Source organism: Rhodococcus sp. UYP9 (assembly GCF_040547235.1).
Lineage (GTDB): Bacteria > Actinomycetota > Actinomycetes > Mycobacteriales > Mycobacteriaceae > Rhodococcoides.
The window spans coordinates 288,283-304,685 of record NZ_JBEPPH010000004.1; the positions used below are offsets into that span (position 1 = coordinate 288,283).

The 16,403-nt window shown below is 62.1% G+C and carries 19 protein-coding genes and 1 tRNA gene; 7 read left to right on the forward strand and 13 right to left on the reverse strand.

The window, feature by feature from the left end:
• The 4 genes from acpM to aceE all read right to left on the reverse strand — a co-directional run bounded on the left by acpM (position 1) and on the right by aceE (position 5,836).
• A complete protein-coding gene (gene acpM, locus ABIB36_RS14120) occupies positions 1-303 on the reverse strand; it encodes a meromycolate extension acyl carrier protein AcpM (protein ID WP_084346702.1) in 303 nt (100 codons plus the stop codon).
• A 169-nt stretch (positions 304-472) separates the two neighbouring features.
• Positions 473-1,372, reverse strand: coding sequence for an ACP S-malonyltransferase (locus ABIB36_RS14125; RefSeq protein ID WP_084346701.1), 900 nt, complete (start codon positions 1,370-1,372; stop codon positions 473-475).
• A 127-nt stretch (positions 1,373-1,499) separates the two neighbouring features.
• Entirely contained in the window at positions 1,500-2,915 is a 1,416-nt protein-coding gene (locus tag ABIB36_RS14130; protein WP_502944936.1) for a PucR family transcriptional regulator, read from the reverse strand.
• A gap of 74 nt (positions 2,916-2,989) precedes the next feature.
• Complete coding sequence (gene aceE, locus ABIB36_RS14135; RefSeq protein WP_084346700.1) at positions 2,990-5,836, reverse strand: pyruvate dehydrogenase (acetyl-transferring), homodimeric type; 2,847 nt, start codon at positions 5,834-5,836, stop codon at positions 2,990-2,992.
• Between the two features lie 257 nt (positions 5,837-6,093).
• Between aceE and ABIB36_RS14140 the strand changes: the two genes are divergently transcribed.
• From ABIB36_RS14140 to ABIB36_RS14150, 3 genes are all read left to right on the forward strand, one after another.
• The gene (locus tag ABIB36_RS14140) at positions 6,094-6,516 is read left to right on the forward strand and encodes a DUF3052 domain-containing protein (protein ID WP_084346699.1); all 423 of its coding nucleotides are present in this window, start codon (positions 6,094-6,096) and stop codon (positions 6,514-6,516) included.
• 25 nt (positions 6,517-6,541) lie between these two features.
• A complete protein-coding gene (locus ABIB36_RS14145; RefSeq protein WP_084346698.1) occupies positions 6,542-7,006 on the forward strand; it encodes a peroxiredoxin in 465 nt (154 codons plus the stop codon).
• Positions 7,007-7,154: 148 nt separating this feature from the next.
• A tRNA-Val gene (locus ABIB36_RS14150) sits at positions 7,155-7,229 on the forward strand.
• A gap of 36 nt (positions 7,230-7,265) precedes the next feature.
• Here the strand turns inward: ABIB36_RS14150 and ABIB36_RS14155 are convergent.
• Entirely contained in the window at positions 7,266-7,877 is a 612-nt protein-coding gene (locus ABIB36_RS14155; RefSeq protein WP_354561974.1) for a TetR/AcrR family transcriptional regulator, read from the reverse strand.
• A gap of 63 nt (positions 7,878-7,940) precedes the next feature.
• Between ABIB36_RS14155 and ABIB36_RS14160 the strand changes: the two genes are divergently transcribed.
• Complete coding sequence (locus ABIB36_RS14160; RefSeq protein WP_354561976.1) at positions 7,941-8,585, forward strand: TetR/AcrR family transcriptional regulator; 645 nt, start codon at positions 7,941-7,943, stop codon at positions 8,583-8,585.
• An 18-nt stretch (positions 8,586-8,603) separates the two neighbouring features.
• On the opposite strand, the gene ABIB36_RS14165 is transcribed toward ABIB36_RS14160, so the two are convergent.
• From ABIB36_RS14165 to ABIB36_RS14180, 4 genes are all read right to left on the reverse strand, one after another.
• Positions 8,604-9,023 carry a DUF5313 family protein gene (locus tag ABIB36_RS14165; RefSeq protein WP_354561979.1) on the reverse strand — a complete coding sequence of 140 codons (420 nt, stop codon included), beginning with the start codon at positions 9,021-9,023 and terminating at the stop codon, positions 8,604-8,606.
• A complete protein-coding gene (locus tag ABIB36_RS14170) occupies positions 9,020-9,475 on the reverse strand; it encodes a MarR family winged helix-turn-helix transcriptional regulator (RefSeq protein ID WP_084346685.1) in 456 nt (151 codons plus the stop codon). Before ABIB36_RS14170 ends, ABIB36_RS14165 begins: the two co-directional genes overlap by 4 nt.
• A 59-nt stretch (positions 9,476-9,534) precedes the next feature.
• Positions 9,535-10,455 (reverse strand): NAD(P)/FAD-dependent oxidoreductase, encoded by a 921-nt coding sequence (locus ABIB36_RS14175; RefSeq protein WP_354561982.1) that lies wholly within the window; start codon positions 10,453-10,455, stop codon positions 9,535-9,537.
• A gap of 106 nt (positions 10,456-10,561) precedes the next feature.
• Positions 10,562-11,719: an iron-containing alcohol dehydrogenase gene (locus ABIB36_RS14180; protein ID WP_084346684.1), complete on the reverse strand. Its 1,158-nt coding sequence runs from the start codon at positions 11,717-11,719 to the stop codon at positions 10,562-10,564.
• A gap of 150 nt (positions 11,720-11,869) precedes the next feature.
• Between ABIB36_RS14180 and ABIB36_RS14185 the strand changes: the two genes are divergently transcribed.
• Together ABIB36_RS14185 and ABIB36_RS14190 are read left to right on the forward strand one after the other, a co-directional pair.
• Positions 11,870-12,292 (forward strand): hypothetical protein, encoded by a 423-nt coding sequence (locus tag ABIB36_RS14185; protein ID WP_354561985.1) that lies wholly within the window; start codon positions 11,870-11,872, stop codon positions 12,290-12,292.
• A 31-nt stretch (positions 12,293-12,323) separates the two neighbouring features.
• The gene (locus ABIB36_RS14190; RefSeq protein WP_084346682.1) at positions 12,324-12,572 is read left to right on the forward strand and encodes a hypothetical protein; all 249 of its coding nucleotides are present in this window, start codon (positions 12,324-12,326) and stop codon (positions 12,570-12,572) included.
• On the opposite strand, the gene ABIB36_RS14195 is transcribed toward ABIB36_RS14190, so the two are convergent.
• Complete coding sequence (locus tag ABIB36_RS14195) at positions 12,539-13,132, reverse strand: permease (RefSeq protein ID WP_354561988.1); 594 nt, start codon at positions 13,130-13,132, stop codon at positions 12,539-12,541. The genes ABIB36_RS14190 and ABIB36_RS14195 overlap by 34 nt on opposite strands.
• Before the next feature lie 158 nt (positions 13,133-13,290).
• On the opposite strand from ABIB36_RS14195, the gene ABIB36_RS14200 reads away from it, so the two are divergent.
• Complete coding sequence (locus ABIB36_RS14200) at positions 13,291-14,274, forward strand: cobalamin biosynthesis protein (protein ID WP_354561991.1); 984 nt, start codon at positions 13,291-13,293, stop codon at positions 14,272-14,274.
• On the opposite strand, the gene ABIB36_RS14205 is transcribed toward ABIB36_RS14200, so the two are convergent.
• From ABIB36_RS14205 to ABIB36_RS14215, 3 genes are read right to left on the reverse strand one after another with little or no spacing between them, the layout of a single operon-like run.
• Positions 14,215-15,156, reverse strand: coding sequence for an SURF1 family cytochrome oxidase biogenesis protein (locus tag ABIB36_RS14205; protein ID WP_084346679.1), 942 nt, complete (start codon positions 15,154-15,156; stop codon positions 14,215-14,217). The two genes, ABIB36_RS14200 and ABIB36_RS14205, sit on opposite strands and share 60 nt — an antisense overlap.
• 45 nt (positions 15,157-15,201) lie before the next feature.
• Positions 15,202-15,693, reverse strand: coding sequence for a low molecular weight protein-tyrosine-phosphatase (locus tag ABIB36_RS14210; protein WP_354561994.1), 492 nt, complete (start codon positions 15,691-15,693; stop codon positions 15,202-15,204).
• Complete coding sequence (locus ABIB36_RS14215) at positions 15,677-16,372, reverse strand: HAD-IA family hydrolase (protein WP_354561996.1); 696 nt, start codon at positions 16,370-16,372, stop codon at positions 15,677-15,679. The genes ABIB36_RS14210 and ABIB36_RS14215 overlap by 17 nt, the downstream gene beginning before the upstream one ends.
• Positions 16,373-16,403: the final 31 nt, after the last annotated feature.

Consider the following 16,403-nt stretch of genomic DNA (forward strand, 5'->3'; position numbering starts at 1 on the left):
TCACTCGCTCGCGGAGTCGTCGAGCTTGGCCTTGATTGCTTCGGCAGCGTCGGGGTTCTCTGCTTCGAGCTTCTGGATGTACGCAACTGCGTCACCGACGGTGCGCAGGCTTGCGAGGTCTTCGTCGGGGATCTTCACGCCGTACTTGTCTTCGGTCTGAACGGCGATCTCGACCATCGACAGCGAGTCGATATCGAGGTCGTCCACGAAGGACTTGTCGATGGTCACCTCGGAGGGTTCGATACCCGTGACCTCCTCGATGATCTCTGCAAGTCCGGCGATGAGGTCTTCCTGGCTGGCCACTGCGTGGCTCCCTTCATTGTGTCGGTGCACCGTGAATCGATGCGCCGAAGTTCGATGCTGATCCTGCGTATTCTGCGGCGTGCTGTGTATCTACACGCCACGCGCGCATCTCTTACGAGAGCGCACCCTGAACCCGTAACGAATCAGCTACGGGAGGTCTTTTGTCGAGCTAGGCCAGTGCCGCAATATCCTCGGGCTTCTTCAATCCGAGGTTCGGAATACCGCGCATCTCGCGCTTGGCAATTCCGACGAGGGCGCCTGACGGTGGTAGTTCGACGACGGACGACACCGCGAGATCTTTCAAAGTCGCAGTGCACAGATCCCATCGAACAGGTTTGGTGACCTGGGCGGCGAGCTTGGTCAGCGCATCCGCGCCCGAGGTGACTGCTTTGCCGTCGGAGTTCGAGAGCAGAGTCCGCGTTGGTTGCGAAGGCGTGATCGCTGCTGCCGCCGTCGCGACCGCGTCCTGTGCCGGTGCCATGAAGCGGGTGTGGAAAGCGCCGGCGACAGGCAATGCGCGAACGCGGGCCTTCTCCGGGGGGTTGGCGGCGAGTTCGGCCAACGCTGTCAGCAACCCGGCCGCCACGATCTGTCCGGCGGCGTTGACATTGGCTGGTTCGAGACCGAGTTCTTCGAGACGAGCCAGAACCTCGGACTCGGCGCCGCCGAGCACCGCAGACATCCCAGTCGGTTCGAGTGCACAGGCTTTGGCCATCTCAGCGCCGCGCACGGCCGCCAGCGTGACGGCCTCGTCGGCCGAAATCACCCCGGCTATAGCTGCGCCCGCGAGTTCGCCGACCGAATGGCCGGCGATGATCGCGTCATCTTGCAGCAATCCCTGGCTGGCTATCTCCTCGAAGGCGAGGAGCGCGGCAGCGACGACGAGTGGCTGTGTCACCGACGTGTCGGTGATTTCCTCCGCTGTAGCTGTGGTGCCCAGCCGAGCAAGGTCGAGTCCGGATGCCTTGGACCATAAAGCAACGCGGTCCGCGGCACCGGGTAGTTCGAGCCACGGCACGAGCATGCCGGGTGTCTGGGAGCCCTGTCCGGGCGCAAGCAACGCAATCACTCGTTAAGAGAACACTGTGAAGGCCTGTTTGGGAGATGTCGCTCTCGATGAACTCTCGGCACTCAATTTGTGGGGAACCAACAAATTGCCTTGTGGAGTGTTCGCATCGCCGGCACGTACTACTACGTTACGTAACTACCTCACCGAATGTTACGTGTGTGGTCTGTGGGACAGGATACTGCGGTTCGTGATGAGTTCGAGCCAGTCGACCTACCGTTGCCGCAACACGAAGCACGTACGCATCACGCGATTGCGTCGGGTCCCGTCCCGTAACTTCGGCTATCCGCTTCAGCCGATACCGGACAGTATTTGGATGAACAAACAGCTGTCGCGCACAGGTCTCGACGGCGCCACCACAATCGAGGTATGCGTCGAGGGTGTCCGCCAAGCCAGAACCGGCCGCAGCCAAAGGTGCGACCAAGTGCTCGTTGAGCGTCGCGATGGCCGCCGAGTCGCCGAGCAACGCACGCTCTGGTAGCAGCTCTCCAGCGTGAACGGGCCGAGGGGCACCGCGCCATCCCGCAACCGCCTGCATGCCCGCGAACGCTTCCACCGCACTCGAATGGGCAGCGCCCAACGTGCGAGTCGTCGGACCAATGACAACAGGGCCCTCGGAAAAATTCTGCAACATGTCAGTCAGGAAAGCAGTGTTCGCGGCGCTGTCGATCAGCTGGCCACTGACAACCATGACGAGCCGCGTCCCCTGCACGACCGCGAGAGCTGCGCGATTGTGCTTCTGCGCAACCATGTGCACCGTGCTGACCACGGATACACCCTGATCCTCGGGTGGAGTGCCGACCAGAACTGTCGCAGGCGCAGTGGCATCCCAGTTCAACGTGGCAGCTCGCGAAAGCATGTCGGACCCCGTATCCCCTCGAACGACCGCATCGACGACGAGAGCCTCAAGGCGGGTATCCCACGCACCCCTCGACTCCGCCGCACTGGCATACACCGACGCCGCCGCGAAACCCAGCTCACGGCCGTACCGCAACACCGCCTCGGTCAGAGCAACCAATTGCTGATCATTGCGCGCAAGAGCCGGAAGCCACTGTTCGAAGAACTCCATGGCGACCCGGACCATGTCGACCGTCTGGCGAAGAGTCAACCGCCGCGCCAAATCCTGAGGAATGACCTGGAAAGCATCGAGGCTGAAACGAATATCGCTCTGCGGATTCTTAAGCCACTCCAGAAAGTTGTCCACCGCCGTCTGAATCAGCAACTGCACGCTCGCCCGCTGCGCCGCATCCAGGCCGCCGAAGAACGGCAACTGATCCTGCATCGTCGTCACAGCCTCAGTGGACAGGCGACCCGAGAACTGCTTCACGCGCCGAAGAAGAGCGTCGGGAAGGGGGTCGCGCTTCGCTCTGGAGGGCGTGATTGCCTTCACCGGTAGATGTACCTCGTTGTCGGTGATGTGGCCGTCCTGGTCGTCCTGGTGATGCGTCCCGGTCTTCGGTGCGCTCTCGTGTTCTTCGGTCACTCCGCAGGCTGCGCTGTCGTGCCCCGCGGTCACTCCGCGGGCTGCGCTCTTGTCGTGGACCATAGGCAAAACCTACGCCCGCCTGCTCGCGTCCGAGGACATGGACACGAGCAGGCGGGCGTACCGGACTCTGCGAGCTATGCGGAGCCGGTGTCGGTGTACGACGTGGGAGCCGCGAGGACATCGTCGATGCGGTACTTCTCGGCTGCCTCGACGGCCTTGGACCGATCGATCTCGCCCGACGTCGCCAGCGCAGACAACACTGCGACGACGATGGACTCGGCATCGACGTTGAACACCCGTCTTGCTGCGGGACGGGTATCGGAGAACCCGAACCCATCGGTCCCGAGCGTGACGTAGTCGCCTGGAACCCACTGACGGATCTGGTCCGGGACCGCACGCATCCAATCCGATGCGGCTACAACTGGACCAGCAGCACTCGACAGGGCCTGAGTGATGTACGGAACCCGCTTCTCGGCCCCTGGATCGCGCAGCGCATCCTTTTCCGACTCGACGCCGTCTCGGCGCAGTTCACCCCACGAGGTGACCGACCAGACACCCGAGCGGACGTGCCATTCGGATTCGAGTAGTTCGCGGGCCTTGCGGGCCGCGACGATTCCGACACCCGACGCGAGGATCTGCGCCTCCGGCCCGTCGCCCTCCTGCGGCTTCTCGAACAGGTAGATGCCCTTGAGCAACCCGTCGACATCGAGGTCCTCGGGCTGCGCCGGATGCTGGTACGGCTCGTTGTACAAGGTGATGTAGTAGAAGATGTTCTCCCCGCCGAAGCCTGGCAGCAACTCACCGTCCGGCCCCTTTGTCCCGCCGTACATCCGGCGCAAGCCGTCCTTGACGATGTGCGCGATCTCGTAACCGAACGCCGGATCGTAGGTAACCGCGGCCGGGTTGGTCGACGCCAACAACAGCGAATGGCCGTCGGCGTGCTGGAGACCCTCACCCGTCAGCGTGGTGCGGCCGGCGGTGGCACCGAGGACGAATCCACGTGCCATCTGATCGGCTGCCGCCCACAGGCCGTCACCGGTCCGCTGGAAACCGAACATCGAGTAGAAGATGTACAGCGGGATCATGACCTCGCCGTGCGTTGCGTACGACGTTCCGACGGCGGTGAACGACGCCGTCGAGCCTGCCTCGTTGATGCCCTCGTGCAGGATCTGTCCGATCGAGCTTTCCTTGTAGGCGAGCATGAGTTCGGAGTCCACCGACGTGTAGAGCTGGCCGTTCCGGTTGTAGATCTTCAGCGACGGGAACCACGAATCCATGCCGAAGGTGCGGGCCTCGTCGGGGATGATCGGCACGATTCGGTGACCGATCTCCTTGTCCCGAAGCAGTTCCTTCATCACTCGCACGAGTGCCATGGTGGTGGCGACTTCCTGCTTGCCGGAGCCCTTGAGCAGCGTTGCGTACGTCTTGTCGTCAGGCTGTGGCAGCGGAGCCGGACTCACCCGACGCTCCGGAACGAATCCGCCGAGTGTCTTGCGCCGATCGAGCATGTACGCGATCTCCGGTGAATCTTTGCCGGGGTGGTAGTACGGCGGCATGTACGGATCCTTCTCGAGCTCCTCGTCGGAGATCGGGATACGTTGCAGGTCGCGGAAAGTCTTGAGATCGTCGAGGGTGAGCTTCTTCATCTGGTGCGTCGCGTTGCGGCCCTCGAAGAGCTTGCCGAGCGTGTAGCCCTTGATCGTGTGCGCCAGGATGACCGTCGGCTGGCCCTTGTGTGCCATGGCAGCGGCATACGCCGCGTGGACCTTGCGGTAATCGTGGCCACCGCGCTTGAGATTCCAGATCTCGGCGTCGGTCAAATCCTTGACCAGTTCTTTGGTGCGGGGGTCACGCCCGAAGAAGTGGTCGCGAACATAGCCACCGTCGTTGGCCTTGTACGTCTGAAAATCGCCGTCGGGCGTGGTGTTCATCAGGTTGACCAACGCGCCGTCGCGATCTGCATGTAGCAACGCATCCCACTCGCGGCCCCAGACGACCTTGATGACATTCCAGCCCGCGCCGCGGAAGAAGGACTCCAGTTCCTGGATGATCTTCCCGTTTCCGCGGACCGGGCCGTCGAGGCGCTGCAAGTTGCAGTTCACCACGAACGTCAGATTGTCGAGACCCTCCGTCGCGGCTACGTGCGCCAGACCGCGCGACTCGGGCTCATCCATCTCGCCGTCGCCCAGGAATGCCCACACATGCTGGTCGGAGGTGTCCTTGATCTTGCGATCTTCCAGGTAGTGATTGAATCGTGCCTGGTAGATGGCGTTCATGGGCCCGAGGCCCATCGATACCGTCGGGAATTCCCAGAAGTCCTGCATCAAGCGCGGGTGCGGGTACGACGGCAGACCGCCGCCGGAATCGCTGTGGCTGTATTCCTGACGGAAGCCGTCCATGCGCTCGGCAGGAATGCGTCCTTCGAGGAATGCGCGGGCATAGATGCCGGGGGAGGCGTGGCCCTGAATGAATATGTGGTCGCCACCGCCCGGGTGATCCTTGCCACGGAAAAAGTGGTTGAACCCGACCTCGTACAACGCTGCCGACGACGCATACGTCGAGATGTGCCCGCCCACGCCGACGCCGGGGCGCTGCGCGCGGTGCACCATGATCGCGGCGTTCCAGCGGATCCAGGCACGGTAGCGGCGTTCGACCTCTTCGTCACCGGGGAACCAGGGCTCGTTCTCGGTAGGAATGGTGTTGACGTAGTCCGTCGACGTCAGTGACGGCAGCGCGACCCGCCGTTCACCAGCCCGCTCCAGCAAACGCAGCATCAAGTACCGGGCGCGGGACGGGCCCGACCGCTCCAGCAGACCGTCGAAGGATTCGATCCATTCGTTGGTCTCGTCGCTGTCGATGTCGGGCAGATAAGACGCGACACCCTCGCGGATGACGCGTACTCGACCGTCCGAGCCTGTAGGCGCGGGTGTCTTGCCGGCAGCATGTGTGTTCTGCCGGTCGTCCTGGTTCAACTCGGACAACGTGTGTACTCCTCAATGTGGCGGTCGCTCGGTGGGGCAACCGTTCCAGGCCTTTCGCCTTCTGTGACGGCGATCGACATTCCTCATTCCGGTGATTCTCATCAATCCTCCTACACATCTCCGAGGCAGGTAAAGGAGAGTCCCAATACCCACCAGTAGAAATTTATCTACGCAATTTCGGCGCGGTCAGCTTGCGGATACGGCGCAAACCCTGTTCGCTTGCACTACTTCACCCACTATGCAAGGAGGTCACCACCGTGGTCGCCGCGGCGGACGCTCAGAACTACGCTCAGAAACTTGGTATCACTCGCGACTTGGTCGTTCAGGAACTGGGCTGGGACGAGGACACATACGACGATCTGCGTGCGGATGTCGAGGACACCATTGGTGGTGAGACCCTCGACGAGGACTCCGACGAGGTGATCGACGTAGTGCTGCTGTGGTGGCGCGACGGCGACGGTGACCTTGTCGACGCCCTCATGGACGCGATCGGACCTCTCTCGGACGACGGTTTCGTCTGGGTACTCAGTCCTAAAACCGGACTCCCGGGGCACGTCGAACCGAGTGAAATCGCCGAATCGGCACCGACCGCAGGGTTGACGCAGACTTCGGCGGCCAATCTCGGAGACTGGATCGGTAGCCGACTGGTTCAGCCCAAGACGCGGGCAACCAAGCGGTAGTGCCCGAGAACAGGAATCCGATTCGATGCCACTCGAGGTAGGCGCACAAGCGCCGGACTTCACACTCAAAGACCAGAACAATCAGGAAGTGAGCTTGTCGTCGTATCGCGGCGTCAAGAACGTCCTTCTGGTCTTCTATCCGCTAGCTTTCACCGGCACCTGCCAGGGTGAGCTATGCAAGGTGCGCGACGAACTGCCCAAGTTCGAGAACGATGATTCCGCAATCCTTGCAATTTCAGTGGGGCCGCCTCCGACGCACAAGATCTGGGCAGCAGAGCAGGGTTACACCTTCCCGCTTCTGTCCGATTTCTGGCCACATGGTGCCGTGGCGCAGGCGTACGGCGTCTTCAACGACAAAGCCGGCTTCGCCAACCGGGGAACGTTCGTCGTCGACAAATCGGGCGCTGTCCGTTTCGCCGAGATGAATCAACCCGGCGAAGCTCGTGATCCGTCTGCGTGGGACAAAGCATTGTCCGTTCTGGACACGTAGACGAACTTCGCCTCTTGTGAGTGGAAATGCGCCCCACCGGACACATTTCCACTCACAAGCAGGGCGTTGACATGCGGAATTGGAGAAATCGCTCAGACACGATAAATTTCTCCAAGCGTCACAAACGGTCTTGGCCCACATGTGACTCGGGCGTATAGCTCAGCGGTAGAGCTCTGGTTTTACACACCAGCGGTCGGGGGTTCGAACCCCTCTGCGCCCACCACCTACTCGTCTTGTGCCGACGAACAGGCCCCGGGTATCAAACCGCCGTCGTACCTGCGATGTTATCTGCCAGTTCTGCGCCGGATCGAATGAATGCGCGCCGGCCGAGGGTCGAGTACGAAGCATCTCGGGACAAGAATGCCGATGCGAACGTTTCGATCTGTGCGATCAGCCCGAGGGCAATGATGCTGGCTTCCGCTGCGGGGAGCTTCTCGCGTGTTTTCTTGGCCGCCCGCGCGAAGATCGGAATCAACGAGCCGCTGTTGTCGCGTCGGATCGCCTCCACCTGCTGGCTCGCGCCCCTGGACTGTACGAAGTAGACGAGTGCGCGCGTTCGATTCTGATCCAGCCACATCATGAACGGTTCGACGAAGGCTCCCATACTGGCCGCCGGTAAGACTTCCTTGGTAGCGATACGTTCGATTTCGGCGATGTAGCCGGTGGAAAATTCGCGAAGCCCTTCGAGCAGGATCTCCTCACGTGAGGGGTAGTGGTAGTAGATCGCAGCCGAGGTCATATCGGCGGCAGCCGCGATGTCGACAACGGTCACGTCGTCGACCGGACCCGATGCGAAGAGTTCGAACGCCGCCTCGACGATGACTCCACGACGGGAAGGACGATGCGCAGGACGCCTCACTGTTGCTGACATTCACTCTCCTGGGACTCGGGTCATGCAAGACTAGTGCTTCGGCTTACGGGGGTAAGGGGAGCGTTGATCGAGCAGGGGGCGAAGCAACAGGTGGAGAAGAAGTCGCCGCACCGGCCATCTCGCAGAGAAGATATCGTCGACGCTGCCATTCGCGTCTTCGCTGCGAAGAGTTTTGCGGACGCCAGTATTCAGGACGTTGCCGACGAGGCGGAAGTAGTGCCCTCGGCGGTGTATTACCACTTCGCGGGCAAAGACGAACTGTTCGAACTGGCGATGCGTCGAGTGCTGGACATGGTCGACGAGGTTGTGGCAGGTGTTCGGGCAGAGGAGGATCCCAACTCTGACCCGTCACTCGAAGCGATGATCGTCGCAGTCTGGCACTGGGTGGAGGCTCATCCGAACGAGTCGCGATTGGTGCATTGTCAGATGCCGGGCGCGACGTCGGGGGCGGCAGCTGTCCGGCGAGAGTTCGAGGACCAGCACGTTCAGCAGGCCTTCGAGTACCTGTCGCCGAGTCCGGAACCCGCCAGCAAACGCGCTGCGGCGATCGAGCATGCATCGCACTCGTTGTCGACGAGATCGCTCATCGAACTACTGATGACGGTTCACACATTGCGCATGGACGGTGGTCCGCTGAGTAAGCATCCATCGAAGAGTCTTCTGCGTGCACTGGTTGCGGTCTCGACACGGATCGTGTTCGCCGACTGAGGGTTCGGTCGATTGCCCTCAACGATCTCGAAGATGCAACTTCTCGTAACGCGCCCGCTCGTCGTCGAGGGCAGCCCGCTTGCGGTCGCTCTTCAGATCTGCAGGTAGACCGTGTACCTGAAGTCTTCTGCCGCGGTTGAGATCCATGAACGCAACTGTGTAGAACATTGCGAGCAGAACGGAAAGCAACACCATCGACCCGCGGAGCCATAGTGCGCCAGGAAACAGCACGAGGAATCCAACGAAAATCGGTAGGAACGGAATCATCGAACGAAAGAGGTGGCGCGACACTGCGCCTTTACCGACTAGGTCGTTCCTCACCCAGTCCTGCATCGACGGAGGCAGACGCTTTCCCGCGACGTAGCCGAGCCACTGCACGAAATTCGGCTTGGTGGCGGCCGGTCGATTCTCGTTGCTTCGAAAAACCGGTGATGTCACGACAATGCTCCTGCTGTGATGGCAGCCCGGTTGATTCGTCCGAGCACTCGGTGAAGTTCTTCCAGTTCCGCGATGTCGACCCCCAGCTTCGCCACTACGGCGGGTGGAATCGCGACCGCTTCATCTCGCAGGGCGAGACCGGATTCGGTAAGGCGGATCTCTAGTTGGCGCTCATCGCTGCTGCTGCGGGTTCTGGAGATGAGGCCGTTAGCCTCGAGTCTTTTGAGCAGTGGCGAGAGCGTGGGTGAATCGAGCGACAGTGCGGCGCCGATCGATTTCACGGACATCGGTGACTCACCCCAGAGAGCAAGCATCACCAGGTACTGCGGATGGGTGAGACCCATCGGTTCGAGAAGTGGGCGATACACCGACAGCACCGCGCGGTTTGCCACGGCCAACGCGAAACACACTTGGCGGTCGAGTGCGAGGGGATCGTCTTCGGTGACAGGCATGAGTTCGAGTGTACGCGAATAGTTCGTACACTAAGTAATTGGTAATGATCGGGCGTGCGTCATACGCGTAACGCGGCCAATGCTCTGCCCAGATCTGTTCCAGACCTCCACGCACTCTCGACGCGGGGCGGGCCGGATGGACTCCATTGATCACCCGCGAAACCGATTGTGCGGCAGCCGGATTCGATGATGGAAAAGGTGCTCGCATGGTGGCCGGCAGGTTTGCCGAAGGACCACCGATGTGCGTGAGTCCATATCGGCGCAGGAGTGTTCAGCACATCCCGTAGGGCCTTCACTACCGGTTCGACGGCACTGTCGGGGTTCTGCAGATGCGCTCGCGCGCACTCGGGCGTCGTGTGGGCAACGAGCACCGGGGCACCGTCGCCGCGTCGAGCACCGTCATCGGCGACGAATTGGATGTCAGGATGTTCGTTGACGAACGCCGCGTCTCGAAAAGGCAATGTCAACGAATCGAAACCGAGGACGATCGCGATAACGGGGTCGTAGTCGACGGCGTCGGGAACAGGAGTGAGCCGCCCGGCCTGCGGATCGGGCATCGCGAGCACGACGTCGCCCGCGGGAAGTTCGGTGATGTCTTCGTGGTCCACCTCGATTTCGTCGAGAAGTGCACGGACCAGGGACCGGAGACCGTCCGGTGTCGCCCACCGTGTGGGTCCGGCGCTGGTGCCGGGGGCTTCACCGGGGACGAGCACTCCGAACGTGTCGGTCCACGGTCGGGCCGAACCGGCACTGTGCCACCGATCTACGACGTCGGCGAACTCCGGGTCACGAACCGTGAAGTAACCCGCTCCGGCATCGACCCGACGGCCGTGCAGTAGCGGGGACGCCATTCGTCCACCGACAGCGCGACCACGCTCGACGAGACGAAACGGCACCTCGGCGGCACGAAGAACTGCGGCACACGCAGCGCCTGCCATGCCGGCTCCGACTATGGTGACAACGTCCGATGAAGGGCTCACCCCCTCAGCGTAGGCGTCGAACACGACACCTCGACGCGTGTGCGTTCTTTCGTCATGAGGCAGGGCGTGAGCTTTCCTCGACGCCAACCTCTTTCAGGTCCGGACTTCAGTACGCGTTGCGGTACAGCTCGGCGATATTGTCGGCCGTCGGCACCACCGGATTGTTCGACGGGGAGCCCGACGCCAGTGCCTGCTCCGCCATGAGCGGGATGAGTTCCTCCCAGCGTGCCTTGTCGATTCCGTAGGTGCTGGGTGCGGGTACCTCGACTGCGGCGCAGAGGGTAACGATGAACTCGATGAGCTTCGACGAGGCAACCTCGTCGGAGTCGGAACGTTCTGCGGCACCGAGCTGGCGTGCACAATCGGCGTATCGATCACGCGCGCCAGGGATGGAGAACTTGGTGACAGCAGGCAGAAGCATCGCGTTGGAAAGCCCGTGCGCCACATGGAAATGTGCACCGATAGGCCTGCTCATGCCGTGCACCAGGCAGACGCTCGCATTCGAGAATGCCATACCTGCCTGTGTCGACGCGTGCATCATCGCATCTCGGGCCTCGCGGTCGGACCCGTCACGATAAGCCCTCAACAGGAACAGACCGATCGACTTCATCGCGGACAGTGCGAGTCCGTCGGAGATCGGGTTCGCCTTCTTGCTGACATAGGCCTCGATGGCATGCGTCAAGGCATCGATACCCGTATCCGCTGTGAGGCGGGCAGGCATCGACATCGTGAGTTCCGAGTCCACGATCGACGCGATCGGCAGAAACGACAATCCCGGACACAGCATCTTTTCGTCGGTTGCTAGATCGGTGATAATGGTGAATTGCGTTGCTTCCGAACCGCTTCCCGCGGTAGTGGGGATGGCGATGATGGGAAGTGCTGGACCTGCGTAGCTGCGCGGCGCCTTGTACTCGCGCATCGCACCGCCCTGCCCGGCCAGCACCGCCAGCGCTTTGGCTGTGTCCATCGGACTGCCGCCACCGAACCCGATGACGACGTCGGCATCGTGTGCCTTCACCGCGTCGACGCCGGCCTGCAACGAGTCGGTCGTGGGGTCGGGGACCGTGTCGGAGAAGAGTGCCACCTTCTTGCCTGCTGCCTCGATGATGCCAATCAGTCGCTCGGCAGAACCGTTGCCGACCATGAATGCATCGGTGACGAGTAGCGGGCGTTCGACATTCAGGTCCACTAGAACCGACCCGAGTTCCTCGACGGCGCCTGGGCCGAGCTTCAGAAATCTCGGAAACGAGATGTGGGCAACCATGGTTCGACTCCTCTTATCGGCACAAGAGCGCAACTGACTGCACACTACTGTCCGCTTTCGACGCGATCCCGCCGTTTCGGCCCCGGATTGTGCAGTGAGGTGCGGGATCGTGCAGTGAGGTGCAGGATCCGGAACCGTACAGTGGTGCGGGTGGATATCGGTCGGTGGCGCAGCAGGCTCCCGGTGACACGTCCGTCGGACGGCGAGCTCGTGGGATGGACGTTGTCGGAGAACTACGACGAATACTGCGTCGATGCTGTCAATCCGGTCGGTCATCTCGTCGCGACCGGACTGCATGTGCTCGATGCTGCCGAAGTCCTCGTCACGGCGGGGCTCTCGTCACTGTCGGTGCCCTGTTGGGCGTTTGCGCCGATACCTATTTCACGTGAGACCGACCTGCGCAGCCCCGAACCGTCCTGGCAGTGGCGCCGGATGGTGCTGGTCCAGCTGGATGACACTCGCGTGTGGATCCGTCCGGGATATCCGAGCTGGGAAGAGCGCCGCGTCGAACTCCCCATTGTCATTCCGGCAGATGATGTGCTGGTGACCGATCCGCCCGACGGGCACGAATGACGCACGGCGATTCCTCGCCTACGGTGAGGGAATGACTGTGGAAGATTTCGGTGGCCGTCGTACCGTCGCGGCAGAAGAGCTGCTCGTCCAGGTAGGCGACTATTCGCTCGTGGATGAAGCGGGGGATTCGCGAGGGCGCATCGAGTCGGTCGGTCAGGAAGGCTTGTCGGTCGTCGTGACTGTCTCCGACGGTGGTGAACCGGTGACCTTGACGTTCGAACCAGAGGCGCTGGTGACGATCGAGCCTTACGACGGCGGCAAGGCCCCTGTCGTTCCCTGAGTTGGGCCGGATGCCGCCGGGTTTGCCGTTGCTGCGTTCAGACGCTTCTGCGCTCTACGACGCTGACCCCGGACGACCACGAACGTCAAGAGCGCGAACAGCACGATCGCGATGACTGCGCCGACCAGGCTGGCACCCCGAAATCCGGGAGCTTCGGTGTCGAGAGTTCTTTCACCCGCGTGGGAAGCATTGTTGCCGCCGAGAACGATCGAGAGCGTCAGCAGGTTCGGAACAGCAGTCGCGACGGCCAGCACGAGGGCAATGATGGCGATGACTTTGCCGCCCCGGCGTTTGCGGACGGCCCATGCCACCGTGAACAACAGCAATGGCACCAATGTGCAGAGAGTGCCGAACGTCAAGCCCCAGAAAATACCTTTGCTGAACGCCTGATCGGAAAGATTTCCGACGCGGATGCTCCACCATCTCGGCAGGAACGCTGCGAGGATGAAGTACGCGATCACCAACGCCAGCACGCCTACGCCTATGACGATGCTCTTCTTGGCCCAGCTAGGCATGCCGGTCGTCGTGGTGGTGGTGGGGGTCGTGCCTTCGGCAGTCATACGGTCGATTCTAAGGGAGCACACGCTGGGCGAGCGGTTGGATGCTTCCGACGTCGACGGTTCTCCAAGTAAGACTCCGGCAATGGCACGCGGTGTGCCCGCCCACTGCACCGGCTCGGCTTCCGGCTCGCTACCGTCGAACCATGAACTGTCGAGTCGTGAAGGATGGCGCGAGGGACCCACGATCACGTGCCGCGGGGCTGGTACTCGGGCTCGCCCTCGACCGGGTACTGGGGGATCCACGACGGTTCCACCCTGTTGCAGGCTTCGGCCGGATCGCGGGACTGCTCGAATCGAGTACCTATCGGGATTCGAAGTCGGCAGGTGTCGTTCACACGGCGACGCTGGTGGGAGGCACCATCGGATTGGGCGTGCTGGCGGCGTCGTTCGCGCGTCGACGCGGCGGTATTGCCGACACCGCGATGACCGCAGCCGCCGCCTGGGTAGCGCTCGGCGGGACATCACTGTCCCGCACGGGATCACAGATGGCCCGCCACCTCGAGGCAGACGATCTCGACTCTGCGCGTGCGTTGCTTCCATCGCTCTGCGGTCGAGATCCGAGTGTGCTCGACACCGACGGGCTGGCACGGGCATCGCTGGAATCGATTGCCGAGAACACTTCCGACGCCACGGTCGGTGTCATGTTCTGGGGCGCTGTGGCAGGTGTGCCCGGCATTCTCGGGTACCGGGCGATCAATACGTTGGACGCGATGATCGGGTACCGCTCTTCGAGGTACCTGCGCTTCGGTTGGTTCGCCGCACGCCTCGATGACGCAGTGAACCTGATCCCGGCTCGACTGACCGGTATCTCGACGGTGATTACAGCACCCTTGGTGGGCGGACGATCGACGGAGTCCCTGCGTGCCTGGCGCCGTGACGCTTCACGTCACCCGAGCCCCAATGCCGGTGTGGCCGAGGCAACTGCTGCGGGTGCACTCGGAATCAGCCTCGGGGGCCGCACCGAGTATGCGCACGGCGTGGAGATACGGCCAACCCTCGGTCACGGACGTGCTCCGACGCCGAGCGATCTGGATAGGGCTGCAACGCTGTCCCTCACCGTGCAGATCGCCACGACTGTGGTGTCAGCTGTTCTTGCCGTAGCGATCGGCCAAGCGAACATCGTTGGCCGATCGATTCGATGACTCCGTCTTGGACTTCGACTTCGAACGTCGTTCTCTACGAGTGGGCAACGTGAATTCGGGTTCCGCGTCTTGCCTGCTCGTCGATGGTGTGTCCGCGGAGGGATCGGTCGAGTCGACTGAAGACGATGCGGTGTCGAGGATGTCCTGCTGCTTGGACTTGCGTCGCTCACGCCACTCGGCACGGGCGAAGTACGCGAGCCCGAGTGGTGCCATGATGCCGAAAGCAAGCCATTGCAGGCCGTAGGACAAGTACGGCCCGGACTCGGTCTGCGGGAGTTCGATCAGCCCTAGACCACCGGGTTGAGCGTCGTCGAGTTGCAAATACCCGTCGACGGCATCGACACCGACAGCCGTTCCGATCTGCTCCGGATTGATGTTGTAGACCTGCAGACGCCCGGCTTCCTCGATCGGCTCACGTGAGGTGCCCTCTGCCTGACGAAGTCGAGCGTCGAGGGTCAGCTCCCCGGTAGGCGGCGGATCGATGGGTGGAGGCTGCGTTCCCTGCACAGGTAGGACGTATCCGCGATTGACGAGGACGATCTGCCCGTCCTGGAGTTGAAACGGTGTGATGACTTCGTATGCAGGCTGTTCACGGATGCTGCGTAGACGAACCAGCGCTTCTTTGTCCTGAAGATACGAGCCCGTGGCGACCACTCGCCGCCACTCGTCGTTCGAGGAGAATCCGGTCGAGCCCAGAACTTCGGAAATATCGACCGGCTCGGCATTCACCGACTGGTCGATCAGCGCGTTTCGTTGTGTCGTCGCAGTGTTCTTGCCCAGCTGCCATGGGGCGAGAACCGAAAAGCAGAAGTAGGCGAACATGGCAACCACAGCTGCCAGCGCCAACCAGCCTGGACGGAGCAGAAATCTGAACCTTCGCACGCCTCTAGGTTAGCCTCAGCGACCAACCGTGCCACTCACGGCGGCTCAGAGGTGTCCGGTCACCCAACCCACGAGTCCGGGCATAGCCGCCTCGATCTGCTCACGAATCTCGACGAACGCATCGTCGGAGGAGTAATAAGGGTCTGCGACGGACTGCGAATTCGCATCCTCGTCGAACGATCGCAACAGGCAGATTCGCTCTGCGGGTGCCCCGAGTTGCAGCAGTGCCTCGGCGTGGCCGGTGTCCAAGGCGACGATGAGATCGGCCGTCAGATGGTCGTCTCCGACCTGAGCGGCCTCATGATCGCTCTCGTAGCCATGCGCTTGCAGCTCGGCGACTGTTCGCGGATCCGCCCCTTCGCCCTCGTGCCAGCCGTCGATCCCTGCACTGGACACCCGGACGGATTCTTCGAGTCCCGCCTCCCGGAGATGCTCGGCGAACACCTTCTCGGCCATCGGGGACCGGCAGATGTTACCGGTACAGACGAACGTCACATGGAGCGTGCGTCGATCGACCGCGCTATTCGGTGTTCTCATCGAGCACCTTTGCGAGCTCGTCCATCGTCGTCACGACGAACGACGCTTCATCGTCCTCGCCTTCGATGCCGTAGCCCCACTCGACGTAGACCGTCGGAATGCCGAACCGACCCGCGCCGTGAACATCGTGGTCCCGATCACCGACCATCAGAACGCCGGAGGTTCCGCCGTCGGCCACTTCCTTGGGAATGAGACCGAGATTGCGCAGCGAATGTGCGATCACATCGGGCTTCGACCTGCGTGCACCGTCGTTACTCGCTCCACCGATGAACTCGAAGTACTCCGACAGTCCGAAGTGGTCCAGAATGCGGTGCGCGAACCGTTCCGACTTCGACGTGGCGACACCCAACCGGACGCCGCGGGCCTTCAATTCTGCCAGGACCGGCCCGATACCCTCGAAGACCGAGTTCTCGGCCCAGCCCTGCGCGTCGTAACGCTCGAAGTAGGCAGCGAGCGCCCGCTGTGCCACGTCCTCGGCAAGCCCCATCGTTCGGAACGAATCGAGCAGCGGCGGACCGATGACCAGAGCCAGCTGCTTCTCCGTCGGTTCGGGCGCTCCGACGGTGGCCAAAGAATGGCGGAATCCGGCCAGAATCCCGGGTGCAGAATCGGTGAGGGTTCCATCGAGATCGAAGAGCACGACCTGGGCACGGGCAGTCGGTGGGTCGAGCTTTGTCATGACGAAAACCATATCGGTGAGGCCGCCGACT

Bases quoted from the DNA above. Each gene is read 5' to 3' on its own strand.
- ABIB36_RS14130 (WP_502944936.1), bottom strand. From the start codon at position 2,915: ATGGTCCACGACAAGAGCGCAGCCCGCGGAGTGACCGCGGGGCACGAC.
- ABIB36_RS14145 (WP_084346698.1), top strand. From the start codon at position 6,542: ATGCCACTCGAGGTAGGCGCACAAGCGCCGGACTTCACACTCAAAGAC.
- ABIB36_RS14155 (WP_354561974.1), bottom strand. From the start codon at position 7,877: ATGTCAGCAACAGTGAGGCGTCCTGCGCATCGTCCTTCCCGTCGTGGA.
- ABIB36_RS14170 (WP_084346685.1), bottom strand. From the start codon at position 9,475: ATGCCTGTCACCGAAGACGATCCCCTCGCACTCGACCGCCAAGTGTGT.
- ABIB36_RS14180 (WP_084346684.1), bottom strand. From the start codon at position 11,719: ATGGTTGCCCACATCTCGTTTCCGAGATTTCTGAAGCTCGGCCCAGGC.
- ABIB36_RS14190 (WP_084346682.1), top strand. From the start codon at position 12,324: ATGACTGTGGAAGATTTCGGTGGCCGTCGTACCGTCGCGGCAGAAGAG.
- ABIB36_RS14195 (WP_354561988.1), bottom strand. From the start codon at position 13,132: ATGACTGCCGAAGGCACGACCCCCACCACCACCACGACGACCGGCATG.
- ABIB36_RS14210 (WP_354561994.1), bottom strand. From the start codon at position 15,693: ATGAGAACACCGAATAGCGCGGTCGATCGACGCACGCTCCATGTGACG.
- ABIB36_RS14215 (WP_354561996.1), bottom strand. From the start codon at position 16,372: ATGACAAAGCTCGACCCACCGACTGCCCGTGCCCAGGTCGTGCTCTTC.